Genomic DNA, 16,479 nt, shown 5'->3' with positions numbered 1-16,479 from the left:
CGCCCCGCGCCGCACCGGCGGCAGCGGCCCCGACCACCCCGGCCGCGACCACCCCGGTCCCGGCCGCCCCGCTTCCGGCCACCCCCGGCTCCAGCCCGCTGCCCGGCAACACCGCGGCGAGCGGCGCCGACGCCGGGGTGGCCCCGGCCGCCGTGCTACCGCCAGCGCCGGTCAGCGAGCCGATCATGGCCTGGTCGCTGGCCGACGCGAAGGCGCTGCTCGCGGTGATCGACGGGATCGGGGCCGAGGGCCTCGCCCCGGCCGACTACAAGCCCGCCGCCCTGCGGGCCGCGATTGCCGCCGGCGAGGGCGACGCGCTGAACGAGGTGGCCAGCAAGTCCTTCGCCTGGCTGGCCGAGGACCTGCGCGACGGGCGCACCCCGATGAACGCGCGGGTTCAGTGGTTCGCGGTCGACAAGGACGTCGACGTCAACCCGACCGACGCGATCATGGCCCGCGCGCTGGATAGCCACGACATTGCCGGCACGCTGGCGGCGCTCAATCCGACCTATCCCGACTATGCCGTGCTCAAGGACGCGCTGGCCCGCACCCCGCGCGCCGATGCCAAGACCCGCGCGCTGATCCGCGCCAACATGGACCGCTGGCGCTGGTTCACCCGCGATCTGGGTGAATACTACCTGATGACCAACGTGCCCGAGTTCCAGCTACGGCTGGTGCGGCGCGACAGGATCGTGCGGACCTACAAGACGATCGTCGGCAAACCGGGCAAGACCGCCACGCCCCAGCTGGCCGAAGAGGTCGAGAACGTGGTGTTCAACCCTACCTGGACCGTGCCGCAGTCGATCGTGGTGGGCGAGGGGCTAGGCGCCAAGTACGTCAACAACCCGGCCAAGGCCAAGCGCGATGGCTATGCCGTCACGACCCTGCCCGATGGCATGATGGTGGTCGTGCAGCAACCGGGGCCGAACAACTCGCTGGGCATGGTCAAGATCGACATGCCCAACCCCCATGCGATCTACCTGCACGATACCCCGGCGCGCGGGCTGTTCAACACCGTGAGCCGCGCCTACAGCCACGGCTGCGTGCGCACCGAGCGGGCGCTGGAGCTGGGCATGATGCTGGCCATGCTGAAGGCCGGCAAGACCCCGGAAGAGGTCACCGCGATCAGCCAGTCGGGCAAGTACACCAAGGTGCCCCTGACCAGCCCGATGCCGGTCTACATCGGCTACTTCACCATGGCCAAGGACATCTCCGGCCAGCTGCTCACCTGGCCCGACATCTATGGCCGCGATGCGCCGGTGCTCGCCAGCTTCGCCCAACCGCGCCAGCCCAAGACCGGCCAGCGCACGATCGACGAGAAGGTCGAGGCGATCGCCGCGCCGGGGCTGTGAGGGACGGGGGCAAAGCCCCCCATCTCCCGATCCCGTCATCCTGAACCCGTTTCAGGATCCATCCTGCCGCGGACGCGGAGCATGGGGGACAAGGTGCCAGGACTGGTACGTCTCCCTTGACCCCGGCTCTCCGGGCCAGATGGACCCTGAAACGAGTTCAGGGTGACGAGGAAGGTTCGGGTCAGGAGAAAACGACCAGGCCTGCTCGATCCCCCTACCCCTTCGCCGCCGCGCCGGGGCTGTGGGGGGGACATCGTCGTCCCGGGCTTGACCCGGGACCGCGGGCCTCATCGACGCGAGCCCGGATGAATCCGGGCACCGGTCCCGGGTCAAGCCCGGGATGACGGGGTGGCGCGCTAGCCCCACACTCCTACATCCCTAGACCCCTACCCCTTCGCCGCCGCGACCCGGCCGATCTCGGCCAGCCCCTGCGCGAGGAACAGCTCGGCGCTCTGGCTGTTAGCCAGCAACTGGCGGTGCAGCATGGCGGTGCGGGCGACCAGCCGCTCCAGCCGGCGGCCGCGCCAGCGCTTGAGCTGCTGGGTGAGATCGCGTTCGTCCTTCCAGAAGATCCGCCGCGCCGCCTTTTCCGCCTCGATCACCTGGCGCACGTCGCCGCGCGGACCGAGCTTGGCGGCCAGTGCTGCCAGCTGCGCGGCGCGCCGCTCGAGCGCGAGCACGACGGCCACCGGGTTGAGCCCCAGTTCGCGCATGCGCCGCAGCTCGCCCGGGATGCGCCCCGCCTCGCCGCCGAGCACGGCATTGACCAGCGGCATGAAGCCGTCCTCCTCGGTGCTCGCGCCGATCGCCTCGAAGGCCGCGGCATCGGCCGATTTCGGCGATTCCGGCCCGGCATCGAGATAGAGCGCCAGCTTGGCGATCTCGCTGCGCGCGATCCGCGTGTCGAGCCCGGCGGCGCGGGCGATCCGCTCGGCCATGGCGCCGTCGATCCGCACCCCGGCGGCATCGGCCATGGTCCGCACCGCGCCCGCCACCGACTTGAGATCGGGCGGCCAGAAGGTGACGACCAGCGCGTCCGAACGGTCGCCCAGCAGCTTGGCGGTCTTGCTCTTGTCGGTCGCGTTGGCGGCCAACAGGATCACCGGGCAGGCCTCGCCGTGGCCGTCGAGCAGGTTGGCCACGGCCTCGGCCGCCTCGTCCCCGCTGACCCGCACGACGATGTGCCGCGCGCCGCCGAACAGCGAGGTGGAGCGGGCCTCGTCGCCCAGTCGCACCGGATCGCGGCGCAGATCGGCCCCGGCCAGCTCGATCCGCTCGCCCGGATCGTCGAGCAGGCCGACGATCCGCGCCGCGCCGTCCTGGATCCCGGCCTCGTCCTGGCCGCAGAGGAAGAACACCCGCGCCTCGCGCGCGGCGCGGGGCGCCACCGCGGCGAAATCCTTCTGGGTGGCCTTCATCGCACCGGAGGCGGCGGCGTCGCGCCCTGGCGCAGCTGCAGGGCGATACCGGTGACGATGCGCTGGGCCACCTCGCGCGAGAGGTTCTCCAGCGCGGTGTTCTCTGCCGCGATCGTCGCGAATTCCGAACTGACCACGTCGATCCCGGCATCGGCCCCGGCGGTGGCGTCATAGACGATCTCGCCGCTGGCGAGGTCAACCAGCTGGTAGCGCGCGCGCAGGATGCGCCGCTCGCGCCCGATCGTATCGTCCGAGAGCAGGCCGAAACCCTCGAGCCGGTCATCCAGCCGCACGTCGAGCCGATAGCGCGGCGCGGCATCGCCGTTGCGATTCGTCGCAGCCAGCCGGTCGGTCAGGGCATTGCGCACCAGCCAGCCGGCCTTGCCCTCGATCGGCGGGACGGTGATCCCGGCCAGCCCCGCGGCCACGGCGCCGCGGCTGGCCCCGGCATACATCGGCTGCAGGCCGCACCCGGCGAGCGGGAGCGTGGCCAGCACCAGCCCAAGCAGGGCCAGCCGGCGCGACGGGGGGGTGCGGCTCATGCCACCACGTTAACGAGCCGGTCCGGAACGACAATCACCTTCTTCGGCGCGGCCCCGGCCAGCTGGGCCTGGACCTTGCCGCTGGCGAGCGCGAGCGCCTCGAGCGCCGCCTTGTCGAGCCCCTTGGCCACGGTCAGCGTATCGCGCAGCTTGCCATTGACCTGGATCGCCACGGTCACCTCGTCATCGACCAGCAGCGCCGGATCGACCGCAGGCCAGGCGGCCTCGGCGATCAGCCCGGGTTCGCCCATGGCCGCCCAGGCCTCTTCGGCCAGATGCGGCATCATCGGCGCGACCAGCAGCAGCAGGGTGCGGATCGCGGCCGAGCGGCTGGCCGAGGGCGCGGCCTTCTCGGTGGCGTTGGTCAGTTCGTAGATCCGCGCCACCGCCTTGTTGAACGACAGCGCGGCGATATCGTCGGCCACGGCGGCGATGGTCTGGTGGGTCTTGCGGGCGAGCGCCTTGTCCTCGCCGCTCGCCGCGCCGTCGAACTGGCCGAACAGGCGCCACAACCGCTGGACGAAGCGCGCGCAGCCTTCGATCCCGGCTTCGGACCAGGGCAGGTCGCGCTCGGGCGGGCTGTCGGACAGCATGAACCAGCGGATCGCGTCGGCACCGTACGTCGCGACGATCTCGTCCGGATCGACCACGTTCTTCTTGGACTTCGACATCTTGATCACCCGGCCGATCTCGACCGGCTGGCCATCGGCCCTCAGCAAGGCGCCCTCGCCGCTGCGCTCGACCTCGCCCGGGGCGAACCAGACCGGCTGGCCGCTGGCCGGATCGAGGCGCGAATAGGTCTCGTGCGTGACCATGCCCTGGGTGAACAGGCTGGCGAAGGGCTCCTTGACGTCAATCAGCCCGATGTGCGCCAGCGCGCGGGTCCAGAAGCGGGCATAGAGCAGGTGGAGGATCGCGTGCTCGATCCCGCCGATGTACTGCTCGACCGGCAGCCAGCGGGCGATCTCGGCCGGATCGAACGGCCGGTCGGCGGGCTGGCTGGCGAAGCGCAGGAAGTACCATGAGCTGTCGACGAAGGTGTCGAGCGTGTCGGTCTCGCGCCGCGCCGGCTTGCCGCACTGCGGGCAGTCGACGTGCTTCCAGGTGGGATGGCGGTCCAGCGGGTTGCCCGGCACGTCGAAGGAGACGTCCTCCGGCAAGGTCACCGGCAGATGCTTCTTGGGCACCGGCACCACGCCGCAGATCTCGCAGTGGATGAAGGGGATCGGTGTGCCCCAGTAGCGCTGGCGGCTGACGCCCCAGTCGCGCAGGCGCCAGACGGTCTGGCCCTGGCCCCAGCCCTCGGCCTCGGCGCGGGCGATCACCGCGCGCTTGGCGTCGGTGACGCTCATCCCGTCCAGGAAGCCGGAGTTGACGATCACCCCGTCGCCCGCCTCGGCCTCGCCGGCGAAGGGCTTGGCGGCATCATCGGCGCTGGCGGCAACCACCCGGACGATCGGCAGGCCGTACTTGGTGGCGAAATCGAAGTCGCGCTGGTCGTGCCCGGGCACGGCCATGATCGCGCCGGTGCCGTAGTCCATCAGCACGAAGTTGGCGATGTAGACCGGCAGCGGCGCCCCGGTGAACGGATGGCGCGCGGTGATCCCGGTATCGAAGCCCAGCTTGTCCGCCGTCTCCAGCTCGGCCGCGGTGGTCCCGCCCTGCTTGCACAGCGCGATGAAGTCCTGTGCGGCCGGGTTGCCCGCGGCCACCCCTTGCGCGATCGGGTGATCGGCCGCGACCGCGACGAAGGTGGCGCCGAAAATCGTGTCGGGCCGGGTCGAGTAGACCTCCACCGTGCCGCCGTCCGACAGGTCGAAGCGGAACTGCAACCCCTGGCTCTTGCCGATCCAGTTCTCCTGCATCAGGCGGACCTTCTCGGGCCACTTGTCGAGGCTGCCCAGCCCGGTCAGCAGATCGTCGGCGAACTGGGTGATCTTGAGGAACCACTGGTTGAGCTTGCGCTTCTCGACCAGCGCGCCGGAGCGCCAGCCGCGCCCGTCGATCACTTGCTCGTTGGCCAGCACGGTCATGTCGACCGGGTCCCAGTTGACCGCCGATTCCTTGCGGTAGACCAGCCCCGCCGCATAGAGATCGAGGAACAGGGCCTGCTCGTGGCCGTAGTAGTCGGGCTCGCAGGTGGCGAGCTCGCGGCTCCAGTCAAGCGCGAAGCCGAGCCGCTGGAGCTGGGCCTTCATCGTCGCGATGTTCTGCCGGGTCCAGCCGCCGGGGTGGACGCCCTTCTCCATCGCCGCGTTCTCGGCCGGCATGCCGAAGGCGTCCCAGCCCATCGGGTGCAGCACCTCGCAGCCCTGCATGCGCTTGGCGCGGGCCAGCACGTCGCCCATCGTGTAGTTGCGCACGTGGCCGATGTGGATCCGGCCCGAGGGATAAGGGAACATCTCGAGCACGAAAGCGCGCGGCTTGGCGCTGGCGTCATCGGCGCGGAAGCACTGGGCCTGTTCCCAGGCGCGCTGCCAGCGGGCATCGGCGGTGGCGGGATCGAAGCGCTCACCCGGCAGAGTGGCGGCAGGAGGAATGGCGGCTGTCATGGGGCCGATCCCTTATCGCCTGCGCCCCGCTTGTCGAGGGGGCTCGTGGAGGTGGCGGGTGCCGAGCCCCGGCCGGCGCTCAGCCCGAGACCGCTGCGCGACGCAGATCGCGGGCCTTGGTGAGGATGATGTCCTCGAGCCGCTGGACCGTTGCAGCCTGGACCGGAGCATCGACCCAGGCGCCGTTCTGCGACACCTGGCGGCTGGCGGCGACGCGCAGCGCGTCGGCGCGCAGGTCCTGGTCGAGGATCGTCACGGTGACCTTGACGCGCTCGCCCGGGTTGCGCGGATTGGCGTACCAGTCGCTGACGATGACCCCGCCGGCACTGTCGGTCTGGAGCAGCGGCATGAACGACAGCGCGTCGAGCGTGGCGCGCCACAGGTAGGAATTGACGCCGATCGTGGTGATCTTCGAGGCGGCGAGATCGGCCTTCGGGCGGCTTTTCTTGCTGCACCCGGCCATGCCGAACACCAGCGCGCCGGCAACCACAGCCGTGGCAAGCGGACGTCCCGCGGCACGAAGGAAGGGGAAGGCTGCAGCCACAATGCCGGTCATCGTCTCGTCGTCCTATCGTTTGGTCCGTCCGCCGCGGCGCCGGTCCCGCCGCCACCGCGGCCACCCACCTGGGTCTCTATAGCCCCCGCCAGCCCAGCGACAAGAGCAAGGGATGCGTTCCATGACCTTGCCGGGCTTTAACCCCGACTGAATGGCGCGGTTTCCGCTTGCCAGCGGTTTTGCTCCGGTTCAGATCCGCGCTATATACCGGAGCGTGCACCGGAATCAGGGTGGGGTGATGATACGCGGCAAACCAGCATCGGCACGGACGGGACGGCCCAGCGGCCTCAGCCCCGCGCTGCTGTTGTCCGGTGCGGTGGTCTGCCTCGCCCTGCCCAGCGCGGTGCTGGCCTTCTCGAGCGGGTTCGACGGCCGGCCGCAGCCCGCCGCCGAAAGCGCGGGGAGCCTGGCGGTGCTTCCGCCCACCACCGCCAGCCCGCTGCTCGCCCGCCCGATGACCGTCCCCGGCCTGACCCGCGGCCAGCTGTTCCGCTTCACCCCGGCGGGCAACACCACCCGGCCCGACCGCTCGGTCACGGTCGCGGTCCGGGTCGATCCGCAAGCCGCGGGCGACATCACCGTGCGTGCGCCGAGCGGGGTGCTCGGCAATGGCCTCGGCCGGCTGCGCATCGCGCCCACCGCCTACAGCCTGGGCGTCTCGCGCGGGTTCCAGAACTTCGTCATCCCGGGCGAGCTGCGCCGTACCGACATGCCCGACCTGGCCGCGTTCAAGCTGGGTCCGAAAGCCTCGAGCGGCACGGACGAGCCGTCACGGCTGGCCGCGCGGCTGGCGCTCGACCAGCGCGAGAAGACCGGGCGCGCGCCCCGCACGCTCGAGGCGAGCGGCGAGCAGACGGTCGATTTCGGCGGCAGCTATCGCCTGACCCGCAACATCGATGTCACCGCCGGGGTGCGCTATTCGCAGGACCGCGATCGCTTGGTCACCGTCGTCCCCGATGGCCAGAAGGACGCCCAGGCGGTCTACGTCGGCACCCAGTTCCGTTTCTGAGCCCGCCTGCCGGGCCGGCCCGGCGGGTAGCCGGGCGCGGGCTTATTCTTTCGGCCTGAATACGCATTCGGACCTTGTGCAATACGCCGGGTTTCGTAACCTTGAGCCGCGGCCGCACCAATGGCCGGACAATTTGGGCGAAGGAGATCCTGCATGACGCGAGTGGCAATCGTAACCGGCGGAACCCGCGGGATCGGCAAGGCGATCTGCCTGGCGCTGCAGGCCCAGGGGGTCAAGGTCGCCGCGAACTATGCCGGCAACAGCGCCGCCGCCGACGCCTTCGCCGCCGAAACCGGCATTCCCGCCTACCGCTTTGACGTGGGCGATCACGCGGCCACGCTGGCCGGCTGCGCGCAGATCGCGGCCGAGCTCGGTCCGGTCGACATCGTGGTCAACAATGCCGGCATCACCCGTGACGGCGTGCTCCACAAGATGAGTTTCGAGGACTGGAACGAGGTGATGCGGATCAACCTCGGCGGATGCTTCAACATGGCCAAGGCCACCTTCCCCGGCATGCGCGAGCGCGGCTGGGGCCGGATCGTCAACATCGGCTCGATCAACGGCCAGGCCGGCCAGTACGGCCAGGTCAACTATGCCGCGGCCAAGAGCGGCATCCACGGCTTCACCAAGGCGCTGGCCCAGGAAGGCGCCAAGTACGGCGTCACGGTCAACGCGATCGCGCCCGGCTACATCGACACCGACATGGTCGCCGCCGTGCCGGCACCCGTGCTCGAGAAGATCATCGCCAAGATCCCGGTCGGCCGGCTCGGCCATGCCGAGGAGATCGCCCGCGGCGTGGCCTTCCTCTCTTCGGACGAGGCCGCCTTCATCACCGGGTCGACCCTGTCGATCAACGGCGGGCAGCACATGTATTGACCATGGCCGGCACGGCCGGTCCGGCGCCCTACCATCCCCCGGTCAAGCGCTCGGTCGAGATTGCCGGTCACAAGACCTCGATCAGTCTCGAGCCGCTGTTCTGGGAGCTGCTGCGCCGGGCCGCCGCAGAAGAGGGCGTGCCGCTCAACGCGCTGGTCGGCCGGATCGATGCCGAACGGATCGTTGCGCCGCGCCCGCCGGGGCTGGCCGGCGCGATCCGGTGCTGGCTGGCGGCCCGCTGGCAGGCGCCGGACGACGCCGGCTGAGCCGACTCCGTCCGGGCGCTGCCGAACCCGTCGCGGAACTCAGTAGGTGCCCGGGGGGTCGCTCGCCGGGAAGCTCTCGTCGCTGGCCTGGTCGGCCTTGTCCCATTCGGTCGGATCGGAGCGCATCGCCGCGGGCCCGGCATGGCGAACCTTGGCGAAGTTGGTGCCGTTGGTTTCCCCGGCGGCGAAGGCGGCATGATCGGTCTGGCCGCCGCTGCTGCGCTGGGCATAGCGGTAGAGGCCATAGGCCACGGCTCCGGCGAAAGCGAGTTTGATCAAGGCCATGCTGCCGTACTCCTGCGTGAAGGGCGCTTGGCCGTTCAACGCACGAGCAGGGCCATCCGGTTCCCGCGCGAACCGCGCGGCGGCTCACTCTCCGCCGACGCGCTCCACCTGCGCACCGATCAGCGAGAGCTTCTCCTCCAGCCGCTCATAGCCGCGGTCGAGGTGGTACAGCCGGTGCACCTGGGTCTCGCCCTCGGCGGCCAGCCCCGCGATGACCAGGCTCATCGAGGCGCGCAGGTCGGTCGCCATCACCTCGGCGCCGGTCAGTCTGGGCACCCCGTGGACCACCGCGGTGCGCCCCTTGGTCTCGATGTGCGCGCCCATCCGGTTGAGCTCGGGCACGTGCATGTAGCGGTTCTCGAAGATCGTCTCGGTCAGCACCGAGGCGCCCTCGGCCCGGCACAGCAGCGCCATCAGCTGGGCCTGCATGTCGGTGGCGAAGCCGGGATAGGGCGCGGTGGACAGCGTGACCGGGCGCAGCGGGCCATCGGCCGCGACATAGAGCCCCTCGGGGCGCGGCTCGACCGTGACCCCGGCATCGCGCAGCGCCTGGACCGTGGCCTCCATCTCCTCGACCACGGCATGCTGCAGCGTCACCTCACCCCCGGTGATCGCCGCGGCGCAGGCATAGGAGCCAGCCTCGATCCGGTCGGACATCACGCGGTAGGTGGCCCCATGGAGGCGGGGGACGCCGTGGATCGTCAGGTCGGACGTGCCGATTCCCTCGATCTGCGCGCCCATCGCCACCAGCAGGCGGCACAGGTCGACGATTTCCGGCTCGCGCGCGGCGTTGTGGAGGGTCGACTTGCCGCGCGCCAGCACGGCGGCCATCAGCGCGTTCTCGGTCGCCCCGACCGAGACCACCGGGAACGAGTAGCGCCCGCCGGGCAGCCCGCCATCGGGGGCGATCGCGCGGACATAGCCTGCGGCCAGCTCGATCTGCGCGCCGAAGGCTTCGAGCGCCTTGAGGTGCAGGTCGATCGGGCGGTTGCCGATCGCGCAGCCGCCGGGCAGCGAGACCGTGGCCTCGCCCATCCGCGCCAGCATCGGCCCCAGCACGAGGATCGAGGCGCGCATCTTGCGCACCAGTTCATAGGGGGCGACGGTGGAGGTGATCCGCGTCGCCGCCAGGGTCATCACCCGGCCGAAATCCTCGGGGCGCGAACCGGCGATCGTGGTCGAGATGCCGAACTGGTTGAGCAGGTGCTGGAACCCGTCGATATCGGCCAGCCGCGGCAGGTTGCGCAGCGTCAGCGGCTCGTCGGTGAGCAGCGCGCAGGGCAGCAGCGTGAGCGCCGAATTCTTCGCGCCCGAAATCGGGATGGTGCCGGACAGGCGCTTGCCGCCCGCGATGATGATCTTATCCATCGGCCCCGTTTAGGGCCCGCCCCGGCCCCGTGCAATCCTCGCCGCCGCGCTCTCCCCGCGCGATTCACGGTTCTGCAAGACCACGGCGCTAGGCCGGACTACCACATCGGGCGGACCGGGGGCGGAATGCGCTTGCGGGCTGGGGTGTTGCAGCCGCGGACTGCATCTGCTTGATGGCAGCCAGCCTGCCGGTCCGCCACAGGCAACAACAGTCGAGAGGTCATCACCATCGTGCCGAAACCCGTTCGCAAGGCAGTCTTCCCGGTCGCTGGCCTGGGCACGCGCTTTCTTCCCGCGACCAAGGCGATCCCCAAGGAGATGCTGCCGATCATCGACCGGCCGCTGATCCAGTACGCGGTGGACGAGGCGCGCGAGGCGGGGATCGAGCAGCTGATCTTCGTGACCGGGCGCGGCAAGACCGCGATCGTCGAGCACTTCGACACCGCCTACGAGCTTGAATCGACGATGAGCGGGCGCGGCAAGGACCTGTCGGTGCTCGACGCCACCCGGATCCAGCCGGGCAACCTTGTCACCGTCCGCCAGCAGGTCCCGCTCGGGCTGGGTCATGCGATCTGGTGCGCGCGGGCGATCGTCGGCGACGAGCCCTTCGCGATCTTCCTGCCGGACGAACTGATGATCGGATCGCCCGGCTGCATGAAGCAGATGGTCGAGGCCTACAATGCGGTGGGCGGCAACCTGATCTCGGTGCTCGAGGTGCCCGCGGAGGAGGTCTCGAGCTATGGTGTGATCGCGCCGGGCGCGCAGGTCTCACCCAGCCTCACCGAAGTGACCGGCCTGGTCGAGAAGCCCCGGCGCGAGGACGCCCCGTCCAACCTGATCATTTCGGGGCGCTACATCCTTCAGCCCGAGGTGATGCGCACGCTCGAAACCCAGGAAAAGGGCGCCGGCGGGGAAATCCAGCTGACCGACGCGATGGCGCGGATGATCGGCAGCCAGCCGTTCCATGCCGTAACCTTTGCCGGGCGGCGGTTCGACTGCGGCAGCAAGACCGGGTTCGTCGAGGCCACCCTGGCGCTGGCGCTCGAGCGCGAGGACATGGCCGACGAGGTTCGCGCCATGGCGCGCCGCATGCTTGGCGCCTAGGGCGCGCAGCCCAGACGGTCGGCTACTCGGTTGGCTTGGCCCGGCTGCATCGGCCAACCGAAACAGAAAAGGGCGGCTCGCGGGCCGCCCTTTTCCTTTGCACCCTCTCCAAAGGGGCGATCTCCGTCCGCGTCTTCGCGCGGTGCGGCAGGTTGTGGTGTGATCAGTCTTCGTCGGTCTCGGCCAAGGCGAGTTGCGTCGTGCCAGCAGCCAGCGTGCTGACCGTGCCCGACTGGAGATAGGGGATCGGGTTCACCGCTTCGCCACCGATGCGCACCTCATAATGCAGGTGCGGGCCGGTCGAGCGGCCGGTCGAGCCGACATAACCGATCACGTCGCCCTTACGGACGCGCTGGCCAGCGGCCACGTTCAGTCGCGACATGTGGCCGTAGCGGGTCTCGATCTGACCGCCATGTTCCAGCGCGACGTAGAGGCCGTAGCCGGCGAACCAGTCGGCCCGCTCGACCACGCCATCGGCCGAGGCGCGGATCGGGGTGCCGGCAGGGGCGGCAAGATCAACCCCCTTGTGCGCGCGGCGGCCACCCAGCACCGGGTGCCAGCGCATGCCGAAATCGCTGGTCAGGCGGACGCCTTCGACCGGGACGAGCGAGGGAATGGAAACCGTGTCGGTCGCGAAGCCGGGGATCACGCCGCCGATGCGGGCACCGGCCCCGTTCATCGCCGGGGCCACGAGGGCAGCGCGGGCGCCACCCTGATCCAGCGACTGCCAGTTGGCGAACAGCGAGCGGAATTCCTCATCGCCGCTCTGGTGACGGGCGGCTTGGGCGGCCCGCAGCGGAGCCAGGATATCGGCGTTGGCGCTGGCGTTGGCGAAAGCGGGCTGGGCCCCGAACAGCGAAGCGACGGCAGCGACCAGTCCGGCCAGGCCGCGCAGCTTCGGAACACACGCAAGAACAACCACTCAGTCGTACCTCAGTCTTTTCGGCTCTCACCTGCCGAGGCAGACGGTCCGCGCTGACCCTGTCTTTCGCTTCGCGTCTGGACGGATGGCCAGCCGCAAGGCGTGCGTTGCTGAGATGGTCGGAACCCCCCGCCGTCTCGATGGTTAAGGGGCTAACCGGCGCGTTGCGGCATGGCAACAGCCGCGTAGAAATCGCGCGATAGACCGGCTGACTCCCGCGCCGAGTCGTTGAACGGCGGCTTAACGGACCCGCGGAAATGGCGGGAAACCAAGCTTTTCCAGAGTTCGGCCGGCGGTTCGCCGCACCGATCGGCCGCTGCGACAAAATGCTTTACACCGATTCGGACGTGACGAATCTCGTCGTCAAGGATGCGAGCGAGAATGCGCGCACCGCCGCTGTCACCGCTTGCGCGCACGCGCTCCAGCGTGGCCGGCGTGACGTCAAGCCCGCGCGCCTCGAGCACCATCGGCACCACGGCAAGGCGGGCAGCGACATCATGGCGGGTGGCCGCGGCCGATTCCCACAGCCCATCGTGGGCGGGCAGCGCGCCATAGCGGCTGCCGAGGGCGCGCAGCTTGCGGGCAACCACCACGAAATGCATCGCCTCGTCCGCCGCGACCGCCAGGAAATCGCTGACGAAGCCGCGCCCCATGGCCGCGCCGAAGCGCCCGGCCATGTCGAGCGCGAGATCGATCGCGACGAATTCGATGTGGGCCAGGGCGTGCCACAGCGCGATCCGGCCGCGCTCGGACTGGCCGCGGCCGCGCTTGGGCATCCGGCCCGGCGGGAGCAGCTCAGGTTCGGCGGGCCGGGCCGGGCGGTCGGGCATGGCCACGTCGAATTCGGCCGCCAGCCGCCCCAGCCGCCAGTCGCGCGCGACCGCGCGGGTGGCGCGGGCCTTGGCCAGCGGGTCGGCGGTGAGCAGCGCGCCGCGAATCGCCGCGGCGACGGAGGGAGGCGGGGCAGCGGGCAGGGTCAGAGCGCCTGCGCGGCGGCCAGCACCTCGGCCGCGTGGCCCTTGACCTTCACCTTGTCCCACACCCGCACGATCACGCCCTGCGCATCGATCAGGTAGGTGGTGCGGACCATGCCCATATAGGTGCGTCCGTAGTTGACCTTCTCGGTCCAGATGCCGAGCGCGTCGGACAGGCCGCCGGTCTCCGCATCGCTCGCCAGGGGGGCGGTCAGGCCGTGCTTGGCGGCGAACTTCTGGTGCTTGGCGGGCGGATCCTTGGACACGCCGAGCAGTGCCGTGCCGGCCGCCGCGAAGTCGGCGGCGAGGGCCGAGAAGTCGAGGTTCTCGGTGGTGCAGCCGGGGGTGTCGTCCTTCGGGTAGAAGAACACCACAAGCTTGCGCCCGGCGAAGTCCGAAGGCTTGACCGTGCCGCCCTCGGGCGTGGTCAGGGCGATGTCGGGGAGCTTGTCTCCCACACCCGGGTTGCTCATCACGCGATCTCCAGTTTGTCTTCGAACACCTGCCGCCAGGCCTCCGCGACGATCGTCCTCGCCTCGACCAGCCCGGCCGTCACGCTGTCCCAATTGGCATATCCGGTGGCCGCCGCAAGCGCCGATCGCGGTCCGGCGCGATGCTCGTCGGCCTTGGGGGCCAGCAACCGGGCCGCGACCAGCAGCCGGGTCAGCCGATCGTGGGCGAGCGCCAGCCGCTCGGGCACGAGGCCCACCCCGGCGAGACCACGCAAGGCCTGCGGCAGCGCGGGCGAGAGCCCCTGGCCGGTGGCAAGCTGGAGGAAATGGACGATGAACTCGAGATCGACCAGCCCGCCGCGCAGCAGCTTGGCGTCAAGCGGCCCCTGCGGCGGCTTGTGCGCGGCCATCCGCGCGCGCATCTCGAGCACGTCGCTGCGCAGCTTTGCGCGGTCACGCGGGATCAGCAGAACCTCGCCCACGATCGCCGCCAGCGCCGCCTGCGCGGCAGGCGAGCCATAGACCGGGCGCGCCCGGCACAGCGCCATGTGCTCCCAGGTCCAGGCCTGCTCATGCTGGTAGCGCGCGAACGAATCGAGGCTGGCGGCGAGCGGCCCCTGGGTGCCCGAGGGGCGCAACCGGGTGTCGACTTCATAGAGCGCCCCGGCCGCGGTCGGCACCGACAGCGCCGCGCTGATCCGGGTGGCCAGGCGGTTGAAATAGAGCGAGGCGCCAAGCGGCCGCGGCCCGTCCGATTCGACCGCGAAATCGCCGGTGAACAGGTAGATCAGGTCGAGGTCGGAGGCGTGGGTCAGGGCGCCGCCGCCGAACCGGCCAAGCCCGAGCACGACCAGTTCGCCCCCGGGCACCTTGCCGTGCGCCGCCTCGAACTCGGCCGTGGCGGCATCGGCCAGGACCCGCAGCGCCGCCTCGGCCACGCGGGCATTGGCCGCGGCCAGGGCGAGCGGATCGGTCGCACCCTCGATCAGCTGGACGCCGAGCGTGAAGCGCCGCTCGCCGACGCGACGCCGGACGCGGTCGAGCAGGCGCTCGTAGTCGTCGTCGGCCTCGCCCGCCGAGAACTCGGCGACCAGCTCCGCGACCCCGCCGGGCAGGTCGAAAGCCGAGGCGTCGATCAGCGGATCGAGCAGGTCGGGCCGGGCGGCCAGGGCATCGGCCAGCGGCGGCGCCAGGCTCAGCACCTTGGCGAGCAGCTCAAGCAACGCCGGGCGCGCCTCGAGCAGGTGGAACAGGTTGAGCGCGCTGGGCAGCCGCGTCAGCAATTGCTCCCAGCGGTTGAAGGCGCGCACCGGTTCGGGCGAGCGGGCCAGCGCGGCGAGCAGGGCGGGCTGGATCGCGTCGAAGGCGGCGCGGGCCGCCTCGGAGCGGAGCGCGCGGACGCGGCCACCCTTCCAGCCCTCGACCCGCTCGGCCAGGCCCGCGGCATCATCGAAGCCCAGCGCGGCGAGCTGCTCGACCAGACTGCGGGCCGCGCCACCCGCCTCGGCCGAGCCCTGGGCCGGGACCACCATGCTGGCGCCCGAGGGATTGCCGTGCGCGGCGATCAGCGTGTCGTAACGGCTGCCGACCGCCTCGGTGATCGCGGTCAGCTCGGCGACCAGCGCGGCCCCGTCAGGCAGGCCGTCGAGGCGGGCGACATTGTCGAGCGCGGCGGGGTCGGTGGGCAGGGCGTGGGTCTGCTGGTCGAGCACCATCTGCAACCGGTGCTCAAGCGTGCGCAGGCGGTCGTAGCTGTCCCCCAGCACCCGGGCGTTCTCGGGATGGATCAGCCCCGCCGCGGCGAGCGCATCCAGCGTGGCGCGCACCCCGCGCAGGCGCAGCGCCGGATTGCGCCCGCCGTGGATCAGCTGGTGCGTCTGGGCGAAGAACTCGACCTCGCGGATCCCGCCGCGCCCGGTCTTGAGGTTGAACCCCGGGCCCGGGCGGAGCGGTCCCTCCTTGGCCTCGCGGATCCGCGCGGTGAGCCGGCCGATCTCGGCGATGGCGCCGAAATCGAGGCTCTTGCGCCAGACGAACGGCCGGATCGCGGCGAGGAAGGCCTGGCCGGCGGGAATATCGCCGGCGCAGGCGCGGGCGCGGATGAAGGCGGCCCGCTCCCAGGCCAGCGCCGAGCTTTCGTAATGGGTCAGCGCGGCATCGAGCGAGAGCGCCGGCGGGCTCACCTCCGACGCCGGGCGCAGCCGCAGGTCGACGCGGAAGACATAGCCCTCGGCATCGATCCGGGCGAGCGTCTGGACCACCCGCCGGGCATAGCGGGCCGCCGCCTCGCCGGGCTCCTCGCGCGCCAGCCGCGGCATCCGCTCGGGATCGAACAGCAGGATCGGATCGATGTCCGACGAATAGTTGAGCTCCTCGGCACCGTGCTTGCCCAGCGCCAGGGCGATGAACCCGGCCGGCTCGGCCTCGGGTACCCGCTGCTGCAGCGCCTCGCGGATCGCCGCGTCGAGCGCCCGGTCGGCGAAGGCCGACAGTTCGGCGGTGACCCGCGCCAGCGGAAAGGCCCCGGCAAGATCGCCGATCGCCAGAACCAGCGCCAGCGCGCGGCGTTCGCGGCGCAGCGCGGTGCCGATATCGGGCGCGCCTGCGCCGGCCGACCGGGCGAGGGCCAGCGCCTCGTCTCCGGCCCCGGCGGCAAGCCGCTCAACCAGCGCGGGCTGGCGCGCGATCAGCCCGGCGAGGAAAGGGGCATGGGCGGCGGCGCGGGCGAGGGCCCCGCCCCAGTCCGGCGCCGGCGCGGACGGGCCGCCGGTCATGCGCTGCGATCCTGGCTCATGGCGCTGCG

The 16,479-nt window shown here is 70.9% G+C and carries 15 protein-coding genes; 5 read left to right on the top strand and 10 right to left on the bottom strand.

Going from position 1 to position 16,479, the window contains the following annotated elements; genetic code table 11:
* On the top strand, positions 1–1,352 hold a 1,352-nt coding region (locus tag H7F53_RS14385; protein ID WP_343062086.1), incomplete at its 5' end, for a L,D-transpeptidase family protein.
* 386 nt (positions 1,353–1,738) lie between these two features.
* Here the strand turns inward: H7F53_RS14385 and holA are convergent.
* From holA to H7F53_RS14365, 4 genes are all read right to left on the bottom strand, one after another.
* Positions 1,739–2,770 (bottom strand): DNA polymerase III subunit delta, encoded by a 1,032-nt coding sequence (gene holA / locus H7F53_RS14380; RefSeq protein WP_185680194.1) that lies wholly within the window; start codon positions 2,768–2,770, stop codon positions 1,739–1,741.
* The gene (gene lptE, locus H7F53_RS14375) at positions 2,767–3,312 is read right to left on the bottom strand and encodes an LPS assembly lipoprotein LptE (protein ID WP_185680193.1); all 546 of its coding nucleotides are present in this window, start codon (positions 3,310–3,312) and stop codon (positions 2,767–2,769) included. Before lptE ends, holA begins: the two co-directional genes overlap by 4 nt.
* The gene (gene leuS, locus H7F53_RS14370; RefSeq protein WP_185680192.1) at positions 3,309–5,864 is read right to left on the bottom strand and encodes a leucine--tRNA ligase; all 2,556 of its coding nucleotides are present in this window, start codon (positions 5,862–5,864) and stop codon (positions 3,309–3,311) included. The genes lptE and leuS overlap by 4 nt, the downstream gene beginning before the upstream one ends.
* Before the next feature lie 79 nt (positions 5,865–5,943).
* On the bottom strand, positions 5,944–6,327 hold the full coding sequence (locus tag H7F53_RS14365) for a DUF3576 domain-containing protein (protein WP_185680201.1): 384 nt from the start codon (positions 6,325–6,327) through the stop codon (positions 5,944–5,946).
* Positions 6,328–6,658: 331 nt separating this feature from the next.
* Between H7F53_RS14365 and H7F53_RS14360 the strand changes: the two genes are divergently transcribed.
* The 3 genes from H7F53_RS14360 to H7F53_RS14350 all read left to right on the top strand — a co-directional run bounded on the left by H7F53_RS14360 (position 6,659) and on the right by H7F53_RS14350 (position 8,571).
* On the top strand, positions 6,659–7,429 hold the full coding sequence (locus H7F53_RS14360) for a hypothetical protein (RefSeq protein ID WP_185680191.1): 771 nt from the start codon (positions 6,659–6,661) through the stop codon (positions 7,427–7,429).
* A 153-nt stretch (positions 7,430–7,582) separates the two neighbouring features.
* Complete coding sequence (phbB, locus tag H7F53_RS14355) at positions 7,583–8,305, top strand: acetoacetyl-CoA reductase (RefSeq protein ID WP_185680190.1); 723 nt, start codon at positions 7,583–7,585, stop codon at positions 8,303–8,305.
* 2 nt (positions 8,306–8,307) lie between these two features.
* The gene (locus H7F53_RS14350) at positions 8,308–8,571 is read left to right on the top strand and encodes a ribbon-helix-helix domain-containing protein (protein ID WP_185680200.1); all 264 of its coding nucleotides are present in this window, start codon (positions 8,308–8,310) and stop codon (positions 8,569–8,571) included.
* 39 nt (positions 8,572–8,610) lie between these two features.
* Here the strand turns inward: H7F53_RS14350 and H7F53_RS14345 are convergent, their stop codons facing one another.
* Together H7F53_RS14345 and murA are read right to left on the bottom strand one after the other, a co-directional pair.
* Positions 8,611–8,856 carry a hypothetical protein gene (locus H7F53_RS14345; protein WP_185680189.1) on the bottom strand — a complete coding sequence of 82 codons (246 nt, stop codon included), beginning with the start codon at positions 8,854–8,856 and terminating at the stop codon, positions 8,611–8,613.
* An 84-nt stretch (positions 8,857–8,940) separates the two neighbouring features.
* A complete protein-coding gene (gene murA, locus H7F53_RS14340; RefSeq protein ID WP_185680188.1) occupies positions 8,941–10,224 on the bottom strand; it encodes a UDP-N-acetylglucosamine 1-carboxyvinyltransferase in 1,284 nt (427 codons plus the stop codon).
* A 231-nt stretch (positions 10,225–10,455) separates the two neighbouring features.
* On the opposite strand from murA, the gene galU reads away from it, so the two are divergent.
* Complete coding sequence (gene galU / locus H7F53_RS14335; protein ID WP_379542887.1) at positions 10,456–11,328, top strand: UTP--glucose-1-phosphate uridylyltransferase GalU; 873 nt, start codon at positions 10,456–10,458, stop codon at positions 11,326–11,328.
* A gap of 163 nt (positions 11,329–11,491) precedes the next feature.
* On the opposite strand, the gene H7F53_RS14330 is transcribed toward galU, so the two are convergent.
* The 4 genes from H7F53_RS14330 to H7F53_RS14315 all read right to left on the bottom strand — a co-directional run bounded on the left by H7F53_RS14330 (position 11,492) and on the right by H7F53_RS14315 (position 16,450).
* Positions 11,492–12,250 (bottom strand): M23 family metallopeptidase, encoded by a 759-nt coding sequence (locus H7F53_RS14330; protein ID WP_379542888.1) that lies wholly within the window; start codon positions 12,248–12,250, stop codon positions 11,492–11,494.
* Positions 12,251–12,402: 152 nt separating this feature from the next.
* Positions 12,403–13,230, bottom strand: coding sequence for a ferritin-like domain-containing protein (locus H7F53_RS14325; protein ID WP_185680197.1), 828 nt, complete (start codon positions 13,228–13,230; stop codon positions 12,403–12,405).
* On the bottom strand, positions 13,227–13,697 hold the full coding sequence (locus H7F53_RS14320; protein ID WP_185680187.1) for a peroxiredoxin: 471 nt from the start codon (positions 13,695–13,697) through the stop codon (positions 13,227–13,229). Before H7F53_RS14320 ends, H7F53_RS14325 begins: the two co-directional genes overlap by 4 nt.
* A complete protein-coding gene (locus H7F53_RS14315) occupies positions 13,697–16,450 on the bottom strand; it encodes a bifunctional [glutamine synthetase] adenylyltransferase/[glutamine synthetase]-adenylyl-L-tyrosine phosphorylase (RefSeq protein ID WP_185680186.1) in 2,754 nt (917 codons plus the stop codon). Before H7F53_RS14315 ends, H7F53_RS14320 begins: the two co-directional genes overlap by 1 nt.
* Positions 16,451–16,479: the final 29 nt, after the last annotated feature.

The organism is Novosphingobium piscinae, assembly GCF_014230355.1.
In the GTDB taxonomy this organism is placed as follows: Bacteria; Pseudomonadota; Alphaproteobacteria; order Sphingomonadales; family Sphingomonadaceae; genus Novosphingobium; species Novosphingobium piscinae.
Note: the sequence above shows the minus strand (reverse complement) of the source record. Positions and strands in the feature narration are given on the sequence as shown.